The organism is Halonotius sp. GCM10025705, assembly GCF_042662885.1.
Lineage (GTDB): Archaea > Halobacteriota > Halobacteria > Halobacteriales > Haloferacaceae > Halonotius > Halonotius aquaticus.
In genome coordinates, this window is the sequence record NZ_JBHSZD010000001.1 from 1,947,091 (window position 1) to 1,965,700 (window position 18,610).

Below are 18,610 nucleotides of genomic sequence, written 5' to 3' on the forward strand. Positions count from 1 at the left end.
GGGTTAATTGTTAGTATTACGCTAAGGAGAACAACAGCTGATCCCACCCGGCGTGTCACGGGGTTCTCACGCCGGATATCGGCACGGTTCACTCCGGTCGCAGGCCGCCGGTTTCGACGCGCATGATCGCCTCGCCGTCAGCGAGGTTCGGCGCGTCGACCAGCCGAACGACGCGTTTCGTTCCCTTCGAGTTCTTGAGATAGATCCGAACCGTCGAGGCATGCCCGAGGATATTGCCGCCGACGGGTTTTGTCGGGTCGCCAAAGTAGGAATCAGGGTTGCTCTGGACTTGGTTCATCACGAGAATCGCGATATTGTAGAGGGTGCCGAGCCGCAACAGATCGTGGATGTGGCGGTTGAGTTTCTGCTGGCGGGCGGCGAGTTCGCCACGCCCGACGTACTCCGCACGGAAATGCGCCGTCAGGGAGTCGAAAATGACGAGTCGCACCGGGCGGTCGCTGTCGGCGTGTTCGCTGGCGATATCGGCTGCGGTCTCGGCCAACAACATCTGGTGATCGGAGTTGAACGCCCGGGCGACGTGGATATACTCCAGAAAATCAGCCACAAGCGCGTCCATCGTCGCCTGATCGTCGGGCGAGCCCTCGATCCCACGGCGGTCGAGTTCGGCGGCGACGATCTCGCCGTCAAGTCCACGAACCATATCGTCGATCCGCTCGGGCCGAAAGGCGTCCTCGGTGTCGACAAGCACGGCTCGCCCGGCAAGACCACCGTATTCTTCTGGCAGTTGTACCAGCACCGCTAACTGATGGCTGAACTGGGATTTGCCGACGCCGAAGCCGCCGTAGATCTCGGTCATCGACTGGGTTTCGATGCCGCCGCCGAGGAGATCGTCGACAGCCGGGACGCCCGTCGAGAGTTTCCCGATCTGGGTGCGGTGTTCACGGATCGCGGTTCCGCTTTCGAAGCCGCCAACGTCGGCGGCCTCCCGGGCCGCAGCGATGATGTCGGTGGCGGTGCCGTCGCCGATATCGGTGGCGGCAACGACCTCCCGTGGGCAGCGATTGCTGCCCGCCGTAGGACTCATAGCCGGCGTCGGTGAGTTTCGTCGCGGTTGCCGGCCCGACGCCGGGCAGCGCTTCCATGTCGGTATGCGTGGCCATCCCGGTGGTAGTCGCCGTGGTGGCATAAGGGATCGCTCCGCGACCGTGAGCGGCTGACGGCTGGCCGTCGGTTGGGTCGCAGGTGAGTGGTCGCCGGATATCCGACGAGTTAACCCACCCGAGGGCAAAACGAGAGGCGTGATAGAGGGATTATTACTCATCGGTGTGCTCGTTGCGATGTTTGTCGGCTACAACATCGGTGGGTCGACCACCGACCCGCCTTCGGGCCGGCGGTCGGGGCGGGAACGATCTCGAAGACGGTTGCCGCCGCGTTGATGAGCCTCTTCTTTTTCCTCGGTGCATGGACGATCGGCCGCCGCGTCGTCGACACGCTGGGCCGGGAACTCGTCACCAACCCCGGCGTCTTCACGCTGCCGGCCAGCATCACGGTGCTGTTTTTCATCGGCCTCGCGCTGTTTGTCGGCAATGTCTTCGGCGTCCCGGCCTCGACGTCGATGACCGCCGTCGGCGCGATCGCCGGCCTTGGGCTCGCCAGCAACTCGCTGAACTGGGCCGTCATGGGCGAGATCGTCACCTGGTGGCTTGTCGCGCCCGTCGTCGGGTTTTGGGTCTCAGCGGTCATCGGGCGGTACTTCTATGCCGCGCTCAACAAGCGGGTCGCCCTCGTCCAAAGCGATGGCCCGCTGGTGACCGTCGATCGCTCCGGAACGCTCCCGAAAATCGCGCTTGGGCCGGGGACGACCAGACGGGAGATGGTCGGCACCACAATCGTCGTTGCGATCGGCTGTATCATGGCGTTTAGCTCCGGCACCAGCAACGTTGCCAACGCCATCGCGCCGCTGGTCGGCAGCGGGGCCCTTGAGATGAACCCCGGGATTATCCTCGCCTGTGTCGCCGTCGCGCTTGGAGCGTTCACGATCGCCCGCCGAACACTGGACACCCTCGGCAGCGACATCACCTCGCTTCCGCTGACAGCGGCGATCGTCGTCGCCACCGTCAGCTCGTTGCTTGTGATCGGCCTCTCGGCGATCAAGATCCCCGCCAGTTTCGTCGTCATCGCCACGATGTCGATCATCGGCCTCGGCTGGGGGCGAGCAACCCGGACGATGCGGGCCTCCAGAGAATCGATCAGCGATCAAGCCAGCGACGCCCGCGTCACCGTTGGCTCGCTGGCCGCCGACACCGAGGGTGAGGAACTGCCCGACATCGGCGAGGAAGATCCCGAGGATATCCCCGCGGCGGCCGATCTGTTCAACCCCTCGACGACCGCCCGGGTGATCTTGATGCAGAACGTCGTCCCGCTGATCTCGACGATCGGGGCATATCTCGTCTTCCGGTTTCTTCCCGTCTTCGGCTTCTCATAACGACGGCACCGACGGGGGCGGGTTTATCACCCATGACCTCGTTTATGTGATATGGTATCACGTGTGCTCGTCCCGATGGATGACTCCGAGATGGCCGATGCTGCTCTTGAATTTGCACTGTCGGCGTTTCCCTCGGCGGCGGTGACCGTGCTCCATGTCGCCGGCGGGCCGACATCCTACATGGGTGAGGCGATGAGTCTCGCTGTCGCCGACGATGTCGATGCAGCGGTCGCCGACCGCGCCGAACCCGTCTTCGAGCGCGCCAGAGCGATCGCCGACGACGCCGACCGTGAGATCACCACCGAGATCGAACTTGGCTCGCCGGCGAAAACGATCATCGACCACGCGGAGGGCTTTGATCTGGTCGTCCTCGGCAGCCACAGCAGTTCGCTTGCCTCGCGGCTCTTGCTCGGCAACGTTGCCGAAACCGTCGCCCGCGACGCACCAATTCCGGTCACGATCGTTCGATGACACGATCCCAGGGTAAGGACTGATCCCTACTCGCCGTTGTCGATAGCGTAGCTGACGCCGTCAGCGTCGGCGGTCGCGGCGGCCGCACAGATCGCGTGTTCGTAGTCGGCGTCGTAGACCGCCGCTGCGGCATCAGCCGCGCTCTCCACATCGAAATCGTAGGGTCGCGGGCTATCTTCCTCGTAGGTCGCCACCAGCGTCGGCTCATCGACGGCCTTGACCAGTAGCGCATCGTCGCGGACGGTACCGATGTGGGCCGACTCGGCGGTGACGACGCCCGCGATCCGTGGCGTGTTGTAGTCGTCTTTTTCGTAATCAAGGGCGAGCAACGGCTCGGCGAGTGCATCGCGGGCGGGGTAGCCCAACTCGATCTTTTCGGCGATCGGGTCGACATGAGAACCGTTGCCGACAACGACCCACTCGTCGTCGCTGGCTGGTGGCGAGACCACCTGGAGGCAGTTATATGAGACGTAGGGGTTGTCCGTCTCGGGAGCATCCGGTGTCGGTTCGACGGTCAGCAGGTCGTCGCGGTCGGCGATCCGGCGGTTCGGGAACGACCGCGAGGAGACGCGGTAGGCACCAACGCCCGGGCCAACGACGATGAAACGGCCGATGTACATATTCGTTGGAGCGTTGCTACCGAACAAATAGCTGCTGATACGGCCGCGGGAGACGGCCGAAACACCCCGATTGACAGCGATACGTGTGGCAGAATCACCCACAGGCGGGGAACCGACACGGTTTTGTAAACACATCCACTTCCATCGAGTGCGCAGTTCCATGGGGTAGTGGCCAATCCTGTTGCCTTCTGGGGGCAACGACCCAGGTTCGAATCCTGGTGGAACTATTCAGCTGTTTGATCTTTTCCGACGGTTCGCCACGATACGAACGCGCGTCGGCCATGCGTCAGACACTCGTCAGCTGATCTCCAGTTGAAACGAAGGGGATCGGCCAGAATCGCTACTTTTCGACATCGAGCAGCGCAACGCGTTCGAGAACGATCGCTTCCAGATCGCCGTCAACGACGGCCATCTCGGCGTCGCCGATATCGAAGAACGTCTTGATCGTGTCCGCGTCACCGGAAGGGACTCCGTCGCCAACGTCGGTCGCACCGAGCAGGTCTCGAACGCGCTGTTCGGCTGCTGATTCGTCGCCACCGCTGACGACGGCGACGACGCCAGCTTTCCTCGCTGACGCCCATTTCGAGTGCTTGGTTGATCTGGCGTCGCCCAGCCGCATACAGCAGGATTTCGACCGCCGGCTCGCGGGCGACGGCCGTGCCCTGCTCGCGGGCGCGGGCGGCGAGTTCAACCGCCCGTCGAAGATGGCGGTCGCCGGCGACGTAGTCGGCGTCGACACACTGGATCGCCGCACCGGTCGCCTCGCTGATCGCCTCAATCTCACCGAGAAAGCCATCGAGGTCGTCGATGGTTGTCGTCGCGGTGACGGTTTTCATCCGAAATCACCCAAGCTGGACTGATCGTCGCCGTCGTCGCCGACGGTGCGGCCGGTGTCGCTACTGCTGTCGCCGCCTGCGCCATCATCACCTGTGGCGACCGCGGCGGTTGCCGTTTCAGCCGCGTTCACGTCGTCCATCGATGGATCTTGTCGCCCGACGTTTTCGAGGATCGTTTCGGCCGTTTTCTCGCGGCCCCGCAACGCGCCCAACACGACGCTTTTGTCGGCCGCACGCAGGTCGGCGCGGCTCTCGACGCCGGCCTCGTAGAGCCGGCGGGCACGCTTCCGGCCGACGTTGCGGACGCCCGCGAGATCAAGCAGTTCCTCCCGTACACCGTACTCGATCCGTTTTTTCGCCTCGCGGATGGCAACGCGGGAGGACAGGCCGAGTTCGCCGGCCAACTGCTCGGCGGCACCAAGCAGCCACTCGGCGGTGTCGACCTTCCCGCGGATGTCGCCGGGCCCGACGCCGTACCGTTCCGTGATTCGATCCTCGTCGACCTCGCTGGCCCAGTCGTCCAGCAGCTTCGCCGTCTTCAGCGCGGCCAGCCAGTCCTCGAAGGCAACATCCTCGTACTCCGAGGGGACGCGGCCAAGGAATTCGGATTCGTGCTCGTAGCAGAGCTCAGTGTAGGTCTCTCGATCCCCGGATTTCAGATAGAGTTCGTACATATCCGGCGTCCGGCTGACGAGATGGTAGAGGCCGAGCGGCGGGGGTTGCGCTGGCTCCTTGTCGGTGTCGTCGTCCTCGCCGTCGGTTTCGCCGCTCTCGCTGTCGCTTTCGGCGGCGACATCGTCGTCAGCCCCGTTCGACTGGAGTTCGCTCGCTGAGACAAACCCGTCACCGTCGTCGGCTGCCGGTCGCTCCAAGTCGTCGTCCTGTCGGTTCGCAGGCGACGTATCCGCCGTCGCCCCGCGATTCTCCTCGCCGTACCGCAGCCCGTCGATGATCTCGGCGGCGCTCATCGGATCAAGATAGAGCCGCGAGACGGTGTGGCCGATGTTCGTCGCGCGGATCGTGTCGTCTTCGCGTTCGATGAATTCGTTGCGCTCCAAGTAGGCGAGGACGGTGTCGGTCACGGTGGCCAGCCGGCCTTCGTCGCCGGTCTGAGTTGCATACAGCGTCGCGTCTAAGAATTCTAATAGGGCCTCGCGGCTGTTGGCGAAACCAGAGGAAATCGTCGCCAGCAGATGCGTTCGCAGGGCGGGTTCGGCGGCCAGTTTCGACTGGACAGGGTCGGGGTCGGCCCAGACGTATCGCTCGAAGAGTTCGTCCATCGTCTCGGTGTCCTTTGCCAGCAGGACGGCCTCGCCGTAAGGATCGAGACCGGGACGACCCGCGCGCCCGCACATCTGGTGGATTTCGAGGGTATCGAGCGGCTGCATCCCACCGAACTCGCCGTCGTAGCGTCGCCAGTCGCGGACGATGACGCGGCGGCTCGGCGTGTTGACGCCCGCCGCAAGAGTGGGCGTCGCACAGATCACCTTCAGGAGTCGATCCCGAAAGGCATCCTCAACGAGGCTGCGATGCTCCGCGGCGAGGCCGGCGTGGTGGAACGCCGCACCGCCTTCGACGCAGTTGGCGAGGTCGTCGCTGGTGTCGGTATCGGAGACCTGTCGGATCTCGCTTGCGAGGTCGCGGAGGTCGGCGCGCTCGTCGTCGGTGAGATGGCGGTCAACGACGGCGGCCTGCCGATCCGCGGCCGATTCGGCGTTGCGCCGGGAGTTGACGAACACAAGCGTCGAGCCACCCTCGCTCAGCGTGTCGTCGACGAGGGCTTCGGTCTGTCGCTGGCCGCCCGCAACCGGCACCTCCCGTTGGCTGCCGTCGTCGAAGTTGATCGCGTTGCCGTAGTGGACACCCATCCGGAGGTCGATGGGCCGCCAGTCGGACTGCACCAGTTCGGCATCAAGCCAGTCGGCGATTTCGTTGGCGTTGCCGACGGTCGCCGACAGCGCGACAGCTTGGAGCTCAGGGTTGATGCGGCGGAGTTTGGCGAGCGTGACCTCCAGCGTCGGCCCGCGGTTTGTGTCGTCGACGAGGTGGACTTCATCGGCGACGACACAGGAGAGGTCGTCGATCCACGGCGCGTTGTTGCGGATGAGCGAATCGACCTTCTCGCTGGTGGCGACGATGATATCGCGGCTCGCCAGCCACTCGCCGCTGGCCTCGTAGTTGCCGGTCGAGACGCCGACCGAGAAGCCCTGCTCCTCCCAGCGTTCGAACTCGGTCTTCTTCTCGCTGGCGAGGGCACGCAGCGGGACGATGTAGAGGGCGGTGCCGCCGCGCTGGATGGCCGACAGCATAGCGAGTTCGGCGATCAGCGTCTTGCCGCTGGCGGTCGGCACCGAGGCGACGAGGCTTTCGCCCTCGGTGAGGCCGGCCTCAACGGCCTCGGCTTGGGGTGGGTACAGCTCCTCGATCCCCTCGCCGGCGAGGTGGTCGGCGACCCCCGGCGGTAGGTTGGGGATCTCGGCTGGCTTCATTAGCGTTCCTTGGCCGGTGGTCGGGTTTAAATTTCCGGACAGCGGGCCATCGGTCGCAACGCCGCCAGCGCGGTATCAAAACTACCATGCCCCCTCGCTGACGACCTACTGCTACAAGGTGGATTCCGTGAGCAAAAAACAAGAGTACACCGGCGACTATCCCGAGAAGACGCTGTATCTCCCCGGCCCGACAGAAGTCCGCGACGACGTGATCGAGGAGATGGCCCAGCCGATGTTCGGCCATCGGATGGATCGGATGACCGACCTCTACACCACGATCGTCGAGGACACCAAGGAGTTCCTCGGTACCGACAACGAGGTCATCATCCTCACGGCCTCAGGCACCGAGTTCTGGGAGTCGACGACGCTCAGCCTCGTCGAGGATCGGATGCTCGTGCCGACCTCCGGCGCATTCAGCGAGCGACAGGCCAACGTCGCCGAACGCCTCGGCAAGGAGGTCGACCGCATTGAATACGAGTGGGGCCAAGCGGTCAAACCCGACGACATCCGCGACGCACTCGAAGCCAGCGACGAGGGGTACGACGTCGTCGGCATGGTGATGAACGAGACCTCGACCGGCGTCCGCAACCCGGTCGAAGAGATCGGCGACCTGCTCGGCGACTACCCGGATACCTACTTCGTCGTCGACGCGATCTCCTGTCTCGGCGGCGACGAGATCGATGTCGAGGAACACAACATCGACTGCATCTTCACCTCCGTCCAGAAGGCCTTCGCCATGCCGCCCGGCCTCGCCGTCTGTACCGTCAGCGATGCCGCCTACGAGCGCGAACTGGCAAAGGACTCCGCGTCGTGGTACGGCGGCTTCCAGCGGTGTCTCGACTACTACGACCGGAAGGGTCAGACCCACTCGACGCCTGCGATCCCGCTCATGCTGGCCTACCGCAAGCAGATGAAACACATGCTCGATGAGGGCCACACGGCTCGCGACCAACGCCATCAGGAGATGGCCGAGTATACCCGCGAGTGGGCCCGCGAGCACTTCGGGCTCTTCCCCGAGGAGGGGTATGAGTCACAGACCGTGACCTGCATCGAGAACGCCCGCGACATCGATGTCGCGGCCACCGTCGAACAGGTCTCCGAGGAGTACGACATGGTCTTTTCGAGCGGCTACGGCGATCTCAGCGAGGAGTCGTTCCGGATCGGCCACATGGGTGAACACACCCTTGAGTCGATCACGGAACTCACCGACGCGATCGAAGACGTCGCTGACCTGTAGACGACATCACCGTTTCTCTGCAAATCTTCCGCGTGCAACACGGCTATGTAGCCCACCTCCCAACACCGACGCATGCAGATCGAATTCGACCGCGATACCTGTATCGGGATGTTCCAGTGCGTTGCCGAGTGGGACGGTTTCGAGAAGGATATGGACGCCGGCAAGGCTGTGCTGAAAGGTGGCGAAGAAACCGAGGAAGATGTCTTTGTTGCCGAGATTCCGGAGGGCAAGGAACTCGACGCGAAGTTTTCGGCCCGCTCGTGCCCGGTCGACGCCATTGCCGTCTACGATGACGACGGCGAGCAGATCATCTGACCTGCCGACGTATCCTAACTCGACCCCGTGATCGCCTGATCGAGATCGTCGATGATATCCTGCGGATCCTCGATCCCGACCGACAGCCGCACGAGGTCGTCGGTGACGCCCGCGGACAGTTTCTCCTCGTCGCTCAACTGCTGATGGGTAGTCGAGGCCGGGTGAATAATCAGCGTTTTCGCATCGCCGACGTTCGCCAACAGCGACGCCAACTCGGTGGATTCGACCGTCCCGCGGGCGGCGTCGTAGCCGCCTTCCAGCCCGAAGGTGATCATGCCGCCGTAGCCGCCGTCGAGGTATTTCGAGGCCATCTCGTGGGTTTCGTGGCTTTCGAGCCCCGGATAGGTCACCCACGACACGTCCGAGTGGTCGTCGAGGAATTCGGCGACGGCCATGGCGTTCTCGCAGTGTCGCTCCATCCGCATCGGCAGCGTTTCGAGTTTCTGCATGGTGACCCACGCATCGAACGGACTCTGTTGATTACCGAGATCCCGCAGCCCGCGGGCGATCGCAGCGTAGGTAAAGCCGGCGTCGCCGAACGTCTCGGCGAAGTTGACGCCGTGGTAGGCCGGGTTCGGCGCGCCGATCTCAGGGTAGTCGTCGGCGTGGGCAGCCAGTCGAAGGAGCCGCCGTCGATGAGCGCGCCGCCGACCGTCGAGCCAGCGCCGTGGATCCACTTCGTCGTCGACTCCCAGACCAGATCCGCGCCGTGTTCCAGCGGGCGACAGAGCGCGGGGGAGGCGAAGGTGTTGTCGACGAACAGCGGCGTGTCGTGCTCGTGGGCGATGTCGGCGATGCGTTCGATGTCGGGCGTCACGAGGGCTGGGTTGCCAATGGTTTCGAGATGGACGTAGGCGGTGTCGTCGTCGATGGCCTCGGCGTAGGCATCGTAGTCGAGGGTATCGACGAAGCGGGTCGTGATCCCGCGGCGTTCGACGCTGTGGGTGAAGTAGGTGTAGGTGCCGCCGTACAGCGACGACGAGGAGACGATGTTGTCGCCGGCTTCCGCCAGCAGGAACGTCGCCACGTCAAGGGCGGCCATCCCCGAGGCGGTGGCGACCGCGCCGACGCCGCCCTCAAGGGAGGCCAGCCGCTCTTGGAGGCTGCCGACCGTCGGGTTCATCAGCCGCGAGTAGATGTGACCCGGTTTTTCGAGGGCGAACTGTTTGGCGGCGTCTTCGGCGTCGTCGAAGACGTAGGAGGTGGTCTGGTAGATCGGCGGTGCGCGCGACCCGGTCGCGGGGTCGGGATCGGTGCCGGCATGGAGGCTTCGGGTCTCGAAGCCGTCTGTGTCGTCGGACATACGGGCGGGTAGACGCCGAGCGGCCACCTAAAACTGCCTGCTGCCCGCCGGACTGCCGGTATCTCGGACGCGATGCTGCCGTAGTAGCCGTTGGCGACAGCGTCAGCCCGAAAAGAGGCTGCTGTGGACGGGCGCGAAGTCGGCCTCGCCGTCGTCGACGGACTCCTCGTCGTCGGCTGCCGTATCGGTGATCGCCCGGCCATCGAGGCCGTTGGCGAGGAAATCAGCCACCGGCGGGCCGACGTTTTCGGGTTCGACGAGGAACGCGTCGTGGCCGTGATCGGAGTCGACGACGTGGTGAGCGACGGGCACGTCGGCCGCGCGGAACGCCTCCGCCAGCGTCTCCGACTGGCTCACCGTGAAATGCCAATCCGACGTGAACGACAGCAACAGGGCCTCGCCCTCAAACGCCGAGATCGCCCGCTCGATGGTGCCGTGGCCCTCCGCGAGGTCGTAGTCGTCCATCGCCCGCGTCAGGTAGAGGTAGCTGTTGGCGTCGTATCGCTCGGTGAACTTCTCGGCATTGTAATCGAGATACGACTCGACTTCCCGGTAGGGGAAAACGCCGCGGCCTTATCCGGCGGGAACAAGGCGTCGCTGCCCTCGATGCCGCTGTCCCGTCCGGCCGAGCGGCGGCCGAACTTGCGCTCCATTGAGGCCTTCGAGAGGTACATGATGTGGCCGAGCTGGCGGGCGATGGCGAGGCCCTGTTGTGGCGGGCTCGCCTCTTCGTCGTCGCCGCCGTAGTAGTCGCCGCCGTTCCAGTTGGGGTCGCTGCGGATCGCTCGCCGCGCGACGGCGTCGATGGCGAGACACTGCGGGTCGAGGGTGGCCGCCGCCGCGACCGGCGCGATCAACTCCGCGTCGTCGGGGAACTGTTTGGCCCACTCCAAGACGTTCATGCCGCCGACGCTGCCGCCGATGATGAGGCGCAGGCGACCAACGCCGAGATGGTCGAGCAAGCGACGCTGGGCTCGCGTCCAGTCGCTGATAGTGACGGGTGGGAAGTCAGTGCCGTAGGGCTCGCCGGTCTCGGGGTTCGTCGACGACGGCCCCGAGGAGCCGTAACAGGAGCCGGGGACGTTGGCGCAGACGACGTAGTAGTCGGTGGTGTCGATAGCCTTGCCGGGGCCGACGATGTCGCCCCACCACGCGCGGGCCTGCCCCGCCGTCCCGGGCGTGTTGTAGCTGGCGACGTTCTGGCTGCCGGTCAGCGCGTGACAGACCAACACGGCGTTGTCGCCGGTGAACTCGCCGTAGGCTTCGTAGGCAATCTCTAAGTTGGGGATCGACTCGCCGCACTCGAAGCGGAACTCGCCGAGTTCCACCGTCCCGCGGTCGACCTCAGTCGCACTCATGTATTGCCTCCAGTTTGTCGTCCTCGGTGATAGTGGTGCTCATTGGTCGGCGGCCACCTCCAGGCCGGCGTCAAGGTCGGCGATGATGTCCTCGCTGTTCTCGATGCCGACCGACAGCCGGAGCATGTCGGGGGCGACACCAGCCGCGCGCTGTTCGTCCTCGCTGAGTTGGGCGTGGGTCGTCGAGGCCGGGTGGATGACCAGCGTCTTCGCGTCGCCGATGTTGGCGAGGAAACTCGTCAGCTCGGTGGCCTCACAGAACGCCTTGGCGGCCTCGAAGCCGCCCTCGACGCCGAAGGTGACCATCCCGCCGTACCCGTCGAGATAGTCGCTTGCGGTGTCGTGGGTCGCGTGGTCGTCGAAGCCGGGATACGTCACCCACGCGACGCGGGGGTCGTCCCGGAGGAACGCCGCTACTTCGTGGGCGTTCGCGCAGTGTCGATCCATCCGCAGTGGCAGCGTTTCGATCCCCTGCATCGTCTGCCAGGCGTCGAACGGTGACTGCTGATTGCCGATGGCCCGAACCGCACGATGGCGAGCCGCCAGCGTGAACGCGCGGTCGCCGAACCGCTCGCTGAAGTCGAAGCCGAAGCCGGGATTTTCGCCCGATAGCTCGGGGTAGTCGGCGTCGGGGTGATCCCACGGGAACGTGCCGCCGTCGACGACGACGCCGCCGACGGTCGTTCCCGAGCCGTGGATCCACTTGGTCGTCGACTCCCAGACGATGTCCGCGCCGTGTTCCAGCGGGCGGCAGAGCGCGGGCGTCCCGAAGGTGTTGTCGACGACAAGCGGGACGGCGTGGTCGTGGGCGATGTCGGCCAGCCGCTCGAAATCCGGCGTGACGAGTGAGGGGTTGGCGATAGTTTCGACGTGAACGTAGGCCGTGTCGTCGTCGATGGCCTCGGCGTAGGCATCGTACTCAAGGGTGGGCACCGTGCGGGCCTCGATCCCGCGGCGCGGCGCGAGCGTCGAGAGGTAGCTGCCGGTGCCGCCGTACATGTCGCGGCTGGCGACGATGTTGTCGCCGCTCTGGGCCAGCACCGTTGTCAGCGAGTCCAGCGAGGCCATCCCCGAGGCGGTGGCGACCGCGCCAACACCACCCTCTAAGTCGGCCAGCCGGGCTTCGAGCTGGCGAACGGTGGGATTTGAGACCCGCGAGTACACGTCGCCTTCCTCGCGGAGGGCGTACAGATCCGCGGCGGTGTCGGCATCATCGAACACGTAGGAGGAGGTCTGATAGATCGGCGTCGCCCGCGCGCCGGTGTCGGGGTCAGGCTCCGTCCCGGCGTGCAGACTCCGCGTGTTGAAGCCCGTGGTCATGTATAGTGTGCATATATCTCTACGTGTTTATGCGTGAGAGTTACGGCAAAAGCGGCTGGTATGCGGTGTGGTATCACTAAACGATAGCTTAGGTCGAAACGCCGGTAATCTCGAAGCATGTCCCGCCGTCGTCGCGCTCGTCGACCCTGATCTGCCAGCCGTGGGCCTCGATGATCCGTTTGACTACCGCAAGGCCGATCCCGGTTCCGTCCTCGTCGGTGCTGTAGCCGAACTCGAAGAGTTCCTCGTGGTCGTCGGGGTCGATGCCGGCTCCGTCGTCTTCAACAGCAAAGCCGTCGGGCGTTAGTGTGACCGTCACCGTCGATGCCGCGCCGTGATCGTTGGCGTTCCGAAAGAGGTTCTCGAAGGCCTGCCGGAGGCGGGCTGGGTCTGCGGCGACGGTTCGGTCGCCCTCGACAGCGAGTTCCATCTCACCGGTGTCGGCGGTCACCCACGCGTCGGTCGCACAGTCCTCGATGGAGACGGGTTCGGGATCGGCAACTGTCTGGCCTTGCCGGGCCATCGTCAACAACACCTCGATGAGTTCGTCCATCCGGTCGTGGGAGTGTGCGATGTGCTCAAGCCCCATCTGGGCGGTTTCGATATCCGGCTCCTCGCCGTCAAGCGCGTCCCCGACAGCGGCTGTCCACCCCTCAGCTGTTGACAGCGGATTGCGGAGATCATGCGAGACGACATCGGCGAACTCTTCGAGACGGTCGTTTTGCTCCTCAAGCTGTCGCTCCCGTTGTTTGCGGTCGGTGATATCGCGGAGGACGACGACATAGCCACGGGTGATATCGAACTGATCGGTGGCCTCAGTTACCTCAATATCATACGTTCGTTGCGAGCCGGTTGCAGCCGACGCCGTCGTGAACTCGCCGGGGGCGTCAGGGTCGGCAACAGCGGCCGTGAGCGTCTCGCTGAATGCGGTGTCAGCAAGCGCGTCGATTGAGACCTGCGTGCGAAGGCCATCGACTAAGTCGTCGGCAGCCGCGTTGAAATCGGCGACGACACGCTCGCCGTTGATCAGCAAAACCGGATCGCCCATCTCCCGGAAAAATCGGGTGACAATCACCGGGGCGACACGCAGGAAATCATACCGGTAGAGTGCCCACCCGACACCGAGTGCTTGAAGATTAAACAGGAGTGGCGTCGGGTCAACCAGCGGATGCGGGCGGTAATCGCCGATAAACAGCGTTGTCGAAACGAGGACGATTGCGCCGATCACGAAGATGATCAGCGCCTGATACCGATAGATGCCCTGTGTCTGAACAAAAAACCGGCCCAGCAAAAACAGCGAGAGGCCGACCAACGCCGCGCCGATCAGCAGTTGGAGGAAAGCACCAAGCCCAGCAACCTCGATGGCGGCCGTGACCACGCCAAACTGGCCGACATCGACGCCCGCCAGCATGAGGCCGCCAGGGTTGCTCACGACAAGAATCGACCACACAACGGATTCGATCGCCCCGACCCACCAGAGCCACCCTGGAAGCCACTCGCTGTCGCCGGTGTACTCGCTGACAAACCGGAGCCACGCGAAGGCGGCCAACGCCGAGGACAGAGCCTTAATGAACAGCCCAACCTCCGCGAACAGTGTGCCCCCCGCGACAAGCATCAAAAAGTAGCCGGCAGCCCAAAAGCTATCCACAGCCATCAGTACGCCGTAGGATTCCGACAGCGGGTGGTCAATCCGGCCGAATGAGTAGACGGCAAGCAGCCCACTGACAATCGTCGCAAGGAAGACGAGTCCAATGACGACAAGGCTCAGGACGACGTCATCGGCCATTGCGGGGATCGCTCACTATCCATTCTATTACTCGCGTGTCATAAATAGGCTAGTGATTCCAGCACCGGGGAATTCTGCGGTTTTGAGCCTTCATACGAAGGTGTGGCACTCTGCCTCGTATGCCGTCTCGTGTCCATCGCTGACTGAATCAGCGTTTCGTCCCACGTGGATCGAATTGACTTTTCACACACGGGCTGTTACCTGCTGGCAATGAGCTACGCCGACAGCGACAACCCCTATCTCCGTGATCCACCAACCGAATTCAGCCCTGTCGACGACCTCACACCCGACGAAGCCGAACAGCAGGTCGAGCAGCTCAGAGCTGCGATCCGCGACCACGACTATCTGTACTACGTCGACAGCGATCCGCTGATCGCCGACCGCGTCTATGATCACCTGTTCGACCGCCTCCAGACGCTCGAAGCCGAATTCGATCTCGACGATCCCGACAGTCCGACTAACCGCGTCGGCGGCGAGCCGGTCGACGACCTCAACACGGTCGAACACACCGCCCCGATGCTCTCGATCAGCCAGAGCGGCGACGCCGACGATGTCCGCGAATTCGACGAGCGAACCGCCCGACTACTCCGCGATGCGGGCTTCGACCCCGACGCAATCGGCTACGTCTGTGAACCCAAATTCGATGGCATCTCGATCGAACTCGTCTATGAGGACGGCCGCCTCACCCGCGCATCGACCCGCGGCGACGGCGCGGAGGGCGACGATGTGACCGCACAGGCGCGTCGCATCCGCGCGATTCCACAGCGACTCCGCGGCGACGCACCCGACCTGCTGGCGGTTCGCGGCGAGGTCTTCATGCCGAAAGACGGTTTTCGGGAGCACAACCGCGAGCGCGTCGAAGACGGGAAAGAGCCGTTCGCCAACCCCAGAAACGCGACCGCGGGGACGATCCGCCAACTCGATCCGTCGGTCGTTGCCGACCGGCCGCTGGACTGCTTCGTCTACGATATCATGGCCTACGAGGCCGGTGACGAGGCAGACGACCGCCCCGACACCCAATGGGCCGAACGTGACGCCATCGAGGCGTGGGGGTTCCACGTCGACGACCTTGCCGACCGCGTCGACGACATCGAGGGCGCAATCGCGTACCGTGATTCGCTGCTCGACGACCGCGAGAACCTAAACTACGAGATCGACGGCGTCGTCATCAAAGTCGACGACACCGCCGCGGCCGACGCCCTCGGAAACACGGCCCGCGAGACACGGTCGGCGTTCGCCTACAAGTTCCCGGCCCGCACCGAAGTGACGACGATCACCGATATCGTCGTGCAGGTCGGCCGCACCGGGCGGCTCACACCTGTCGCCCTCTTGGAGCCGGTACAGGTCGGCGGCGTCACCGTCTCGCGGGCCACCCTGCACAACCCCGGCGAGATCGAATCCCTCGGCGTCGATGTCGGCGACCGAGTGCGCGTGTTGCGCGCTGGCGACGTGATCCCCTACATCGACGAAGTCGTCGACGATGAGACGGGCGGCACCTTCGCGTTCCCCGGAACCTGCCCGGTCTGCGACAGCCCGGTCGAGCGCGACGGCCCGCTGGCGTTCTGCACCGGTGGGCTGGGCTGTTCGGCCCAGCGCGAGCGCGCCATCGAGCACTACGTCAGCCGCGGCGGCCTTGACATCGAGGGGCTGGGCCCCGAGCGTATCACTCAACTCCGGGCGGCCGACCTGCTCGACTCGCTGGACGACCTCTATCGGCTCGACCGCGAGGAACTCGCCGCACTGGAGGGGTGGGGCGAGAAAAGCGCGCAAAACCTCCTCGATGAGATCGACGCCGCCAGCGAACCGCCGCTTGATTCGTTCCTTACTGCCCTCTCTATTCCGGAGGTCGGCGGCGCGACCGCGACCGCCCTCGCCCGGGAGTTCGGCGATCTCGATACGCTGATTGCCGCCGACACTGCCGACCTCGAAGCCGTCGACGACGTAGGGCCGATTGTCGCCGAAACGATTCGGGAGTTCTTCGACAACCCTGACAACCGCGACGCCATCGACGCACTGCTGGAGGCGGGTGTCGATCCACAGCCAGTCGAGGGGGCTGACGCTGGCGACGAACTCGCTGGGCTCACCTTCGTCTTCACCGGCTCGCTGGCGGTCTCGCGGGACGACGCCCAGGCGCTGGTCGGAGCCCACGGCGCGAACGCGACCGGGGGTGTCTCCGGCAACACCGACTACCTCGTCGCCGGCGACAACGCCGGCCAGCGAAAACAGGACGACGCCGACGACAACGACGTACCGATCCTCTCGGAGCGTGATTTCGCCGAACTGCTGGCCGACTACGGGATCCCCTGGCCGCCGGGCGAGTAAATCAGGCGGCACGCTTAGGTCGCTCTCGCTACATATCGGAAGTATGGTCGCTGGATCGGATACCGGCCACGATCTACTGGCCGATATAGAGTTTGTCCATGAGGATGACGGTCGCGTCACGGCCCGGCACGTTGAGGCCGGCGTCGCCTCCTTTGGTGACACCGAGTCCGAAGCCCTTCGCCAGCTTGCTGATGCTCTCGTTAGTCATTTCGGCGACGGCGAAGAGATATCCGATCCACAGGCCTACCTTGCTGATCGTGGGATTGATGTCGAAATCGACGACCAGCGGCCCGCCGAGTACGACACTAAGACGATTCCGCGCACGTCTTCGACTGATGACGACAGCCAAACGATCACGTCAGCACTCATTGCGGCCGTCGCTCGCGGTGAAACCGACGAGGATATCGATGTGTTCATCGACCGCCACGGCCTCGACGGCCTTGCCGCTGCAGTTGAGTATGCTGCCGACTACGTTGAGGGAACCGTCAACCATCGCATCACAGCCCGCGAACTCGATCTCTCGCCGCTTGAGGCCGAAATCATTCTGCAAGCACTGGAACCTGTCGTGACCGAGTACCGGATCACGTGAGGACAGCGTACATCGTTGGAATCTCTCTCCGAATGAGTTTGTAGACCGTTTCTATCGCAGCACTCCGGGCGCGTTTGCAACACAGTAACTTCTTCAATCCTCTTTTCGCTGACAACTTCTACTCAAATAATCTACGGACTTTCCCTCGTTCGTCCCACGAGATGTGTACGTCTGCGGGGAGTTTCGGACCTGAATCTTGTATGACCACGTACTGCTTCTCGCTTAGTTTCTCTAATGCTAACTCTGCTAATTTTTCCTCATTGCGATAGACGTGACCTTTCACCTCAATAACGTACTGCTCGGTCACAAAGTCTGGTGTATATGTCCGATTATCTTCGTACTCAATCACCAAACCTTCATATTCATACTCTATACCGATATCAAGCAGTATCTCTGCCACTTCTACTTCATACCCTGAGCGCGCTAAGTGATCCAAATGATCTGGATGTAAAATCCTCTTATGTTCAAGATCAGCTCTGTTTAGAGCCTCTGCCCATGATCCAAACGATGTTGTGTATGTCGCAGACCCATGCTGACCCTCAGAATCCATATCAATAGCCCTCGGAGTCCGATCTAATCTTGAAGCAAGATTTCTGAGTTCGGCTATGAGTTCGTCGTCTGGTACCCCTGATCGATTATTTAGGTCGAATCCCGCCTCTTGAAGAGCGTTGTTCCACGACCCAAACCGTCTTTCATACGCACCTACGCTATATTCTCCCACCTTATCCATCTCAAAAGCAGACGGTGTCCGACAAAGGTCATCGCCGAGAGAATGAATCGCGTCAATTAAATCGCCCTCGGAGACATTTTTTTCTCTCACTGGATCAAACCCCGCTTCCCGAACAGCATCGTTCCAAGTACCAAATTCGCTTGTGTACGTGCTGACTCCATAGTCGCCGTATTGTTTCATTTGTACGGTTGTGGGTGCATGACCCAGTTTTTCACCCACCCTATCAAGTTCGTTCAACAACTCCTCTGTAGGCACGCATTGTTCTCGTATTGGTTCAAGCCCTGCTTCCTGAACGGCATCGTTCCAAGAGCCAAACTTTCGTGAATAGTTTGCAGTTGAATATTTGCCATTCTCAGCCATATCCCGACTGGTTGGTGTCCGTTCAAGTTCATCCGCAAGACGTTCCATTTCCTCACATAAATCAGGTTTAGCTATGTTCTGCTCTTCATTAATCTCAAGACCAGCCTGTTTGAGAGCCTCATTCCATGAACCGAATGTATTCTGATATGATTTTGAACTATGATTTCCGTACTGATTCATATCACTCAAACTGGGAGACCTATCTAATTCGTCTGCAAGTCTCTGTAACTCGCCAATATAGACTCTCTTGATTTCTTCTTCTTCGTGTCCTTTTGATCTATGAATACCTCTGCCCTTCGCTGAATCAAATTCACTTCCACAGATTTCACATTCATATAGATTCGTCTCTGGAACCTCGCCCACTCCGAAATCTGAGATATTGGATTGATCGCTCACGACGAATCACGTAATCTGTCGTGTTAATGTAG

11 protein-coding genes, 1 tRNA gene and 5 pseudogenes are annotated in these 18,610 nt (G+C 62.8%); 7 read left to right on the forward strand and 10 right to left on the reverse strand.

From position 1 onward, the window contains the following. Window positions 1-88: 88 nt before the first annotated feature. A pseudogene (radA, locus tag ACFQJB_RS10920) lies at window positions 89-1,121 on the reverse strand (DNA repair and recombination protein RadA). A 138-nt stretch (window positions 1,122-1,259) separates the two neighbouring features. Between radA and ACFQJB_RS10925 the strand changes: the two are divergent. Further along, window positions 1,260-2,446 (forward strand): annotated as a pseudogene (locus ACFQJB_RS10925) (anion permease). 51 nt (window positions 2,447-2,497) lie between these two features. Beyond that, window positions 2,498-2,917 carry a universal stress protein gene (locus tag ACFQJB_RS10930; RefSeq protein ID WP_379727197.1) on the forward strand — a complete coding sequence of 140 codons (420 nt, stop codon included), beginning with the start codon at window positions 2,498-2,500 and terminating at the stop codon, window positions 2,915-2,917. A 26-nt stretch (window positions 2,918-2,943) separates the two neighbouring features. Here ACFQJB_RS10930 and ACFQJB_RS10935 read toward each other — a convergent pair whose 3' ends face one another. Beyond that, window positions 2,944-3,537 carry an IMP cyclohydrolase gene (locus ACFQJB_RS10935; protein WP_379727200.1) on the reverse strand — a complete coding sequence of 198 codons (594 nt, stop codon included), beginning with the start codon at window positions 3,535-3,537 and terminating at the stop codon, window positions 2,944-2,946. A gap of 154 nt (window positions 3,538-3,691) precedes the next feature. Here ACFQJB_RS10935 and ACFQJB_RS10940 point away from each other — a divergent pair. Continuing rightward, window positions 3,692-3,764, forward strand: a tRNA-Gln gene (locus ACFQJB_RS10940). 113 nt (window positions 3,765-3,877) lie between these two features. Here ACFQJB_RS10940 and cgi121 (ACFQJB_RS10945) read toward each other — a convergent pair. The 3 genes and pseudogenes from cgi121 (ACFQJB_RS10945) to ACFQJB_RS10955 form a co-directional block, all read right to left on the reverse strand. Further along, window positions 3,878-4,156, reverse strand: coding sequence for a KEOPS complex subunit Cgi121 (cgi121, locus tag ACFQJB_RS10945; protein ID WP_379727203.1), 279 nt, complete (start codon window positions 4,154-4,156; stop codon window positions 3,878-3,880). A gap of 1 nt (window position 4,157) precedes the next feature. Continuing rightward, window positions 4,158-4,373, reverse strand: a pseudogene (gene cgi121, locus ACFQJB_RS10950) (KEOPS complex subunit Cgi121); the annotation flags it as partial. Next, window positions 4,370-6,862, reverse strand: coding sequence for an ATP-dependent DNA helicase (locus ACFQJB_RS10955; protein ID WP_379727206.1), 2,493 nt, complete (start codon window positions 6,860-6,862; stop codon window positions 4,370-4,372). The pseudogene cgi121 (ACFQJB_RS10950) and the gene ACFQJB_RS10955, both read right to left, overlap by 4 nt. A 127-nt stretch (window positions 6,863-6,989) precedes the next feature. Here ACFQJB_RS10955 and ACFQJB_RS10960 point away from each other — a divergent pair, with 127 nt between their 5' ends. Together ACFQJB_RS10960 and ACFQJB_RS10965 are read left to right on the forward strand one after the other, a co-directional pair. After that, window positions 6,990-8,099 carry a pyridoxal-phosphate-dependent aminotransferase family protein gene (locus tag ACFQJB_RS10960; RefSeq protein WP_379727209.1) on the forward strand — a complete coding sequence of 370 codons (1,110 nt, stop codon included), beginning with the start codon at window positions 6,990-6,992 and terminating at the stop codon, window positions 8,097-8,099. A 72-nt stretch (window positions 8,100-8,171) separates the two neighbouring features. Next, window positions 8,172-8,414 (forward strand): ferredoxin, encoded by a 243-nt coding sequence (locus tag ACFQJB_RS10965; protein ID WP_120103610.1) that lies wholly within the window; start codon window positions 8,172-8,174, stop codon window positions 8,412-8,414. Between the two features lie 14 nt (window positions 8,415-8,428). Here ACFQJB_RS10965 and ACFQJB_RS10970 read toward each other — a convergent pair. From ACFQJB_RS10970 to ACFQJB_RS10985, 4 genes and pseudogenes are all read right to left on the reverse strand, one after another. Then, window positions 8,429-9,717 (reverse strand): annotated as a pseudogene (locus tag ACFQJB_RS10970) (O-acetylhomoserine aminocarboxypropyltransferase/cysteine synthase family protein). 102 nt (window positions 9,718-9,819) lie between these two features. Beyond that, window positions 9,820-11,075 (reverse strand): annotated as a pseudogene (gene metX / locus ACFQJB_RS10975) (homoserine O-acetyltransferase MetX). Between the two features lie 39 nt (window positions 11,076-11,114). Next, the gene (locus ACFQJB_RS10980) at window positions 11,115-12,395 is read right to left on the reverse strand and encodes an O-acetylhomoserine aminocarboxypropyltransferase/cysteine synthase family protein (protein WP_379727213.1); all 1,281 of its coding nucleotides are present in this window, start codon (window positions 12,393-12,395) and stop codon (window positions 11,115-11,117) included. Between the two features lie 88 nt (window positions 12,396-12,483). Next, window positions 12,484-14,181, reverse strand: coding sequence for a histidine kinase N-terminal 7TM domain-containing protein (locus ACFQJB_RS10985; RefSeq protein WP_379727216.1), 1,698 nt, complete (start codon window positions 14,179-14,181; stop codon window positions 12,484-12,486). 210 nt (window positions 14,182-14,391) lie between these two features. Between ACFQJB_RS10985 and ligA the strand changes: the two genes are divergently transcribed. Both ligA and ACFQJB_RS10995 read left to right on the forward strand, forming a co-directional pair. Continuing rightward, window positions 14,392-16,503: an NAD-dependent DNA ligase LigA gene (ligA, locus tag ACFQJB_RS10990; RefSeq protein WP_379727219.1), complete on the forward strand. Its 2,112-nt coding sequence runs from the start codon at window positions 14,392-14,394 to the stop codon at window positions 16,501-16,503. A gap of 43 nt (window positions 16,504-16,546) precedes the next feature. Then, the gene (locus ACFQJB_RS10995) at window positions 16,547-17,092 is read left to right on the forward strand and encodes a DUF7437 domain-containing protein (RefSeq protein ID WP_379727221.1); all 546 of its coding nucleotides are present in this window, start codon (window positions 16,547-16,549) and stop codon (window positions 17,090-17,092) included. A 118-nt stretch (window positions 17,093-17,210) separates the two neighbouring features. Here the strand turns inward: ACFQJB_RS10995 and ACFQJB_RS11000 are convergent, their stop codons facing one another. Then, on the reverse strand, window positions 17,211-18,578 hold the full coding sequence (locus tag ACFQJB_RS11000; RefSeq protein ID WP_379727224.1) for a homing endonuclease associated repeat-containing protein: 1,368 nt from the start codon (window positions 18,576-18,578) through the stop codon (window positions 17,211-17,213). Between the last annotated feature and the right edge of the window lie 32 nt (window positions 18,579-18,610).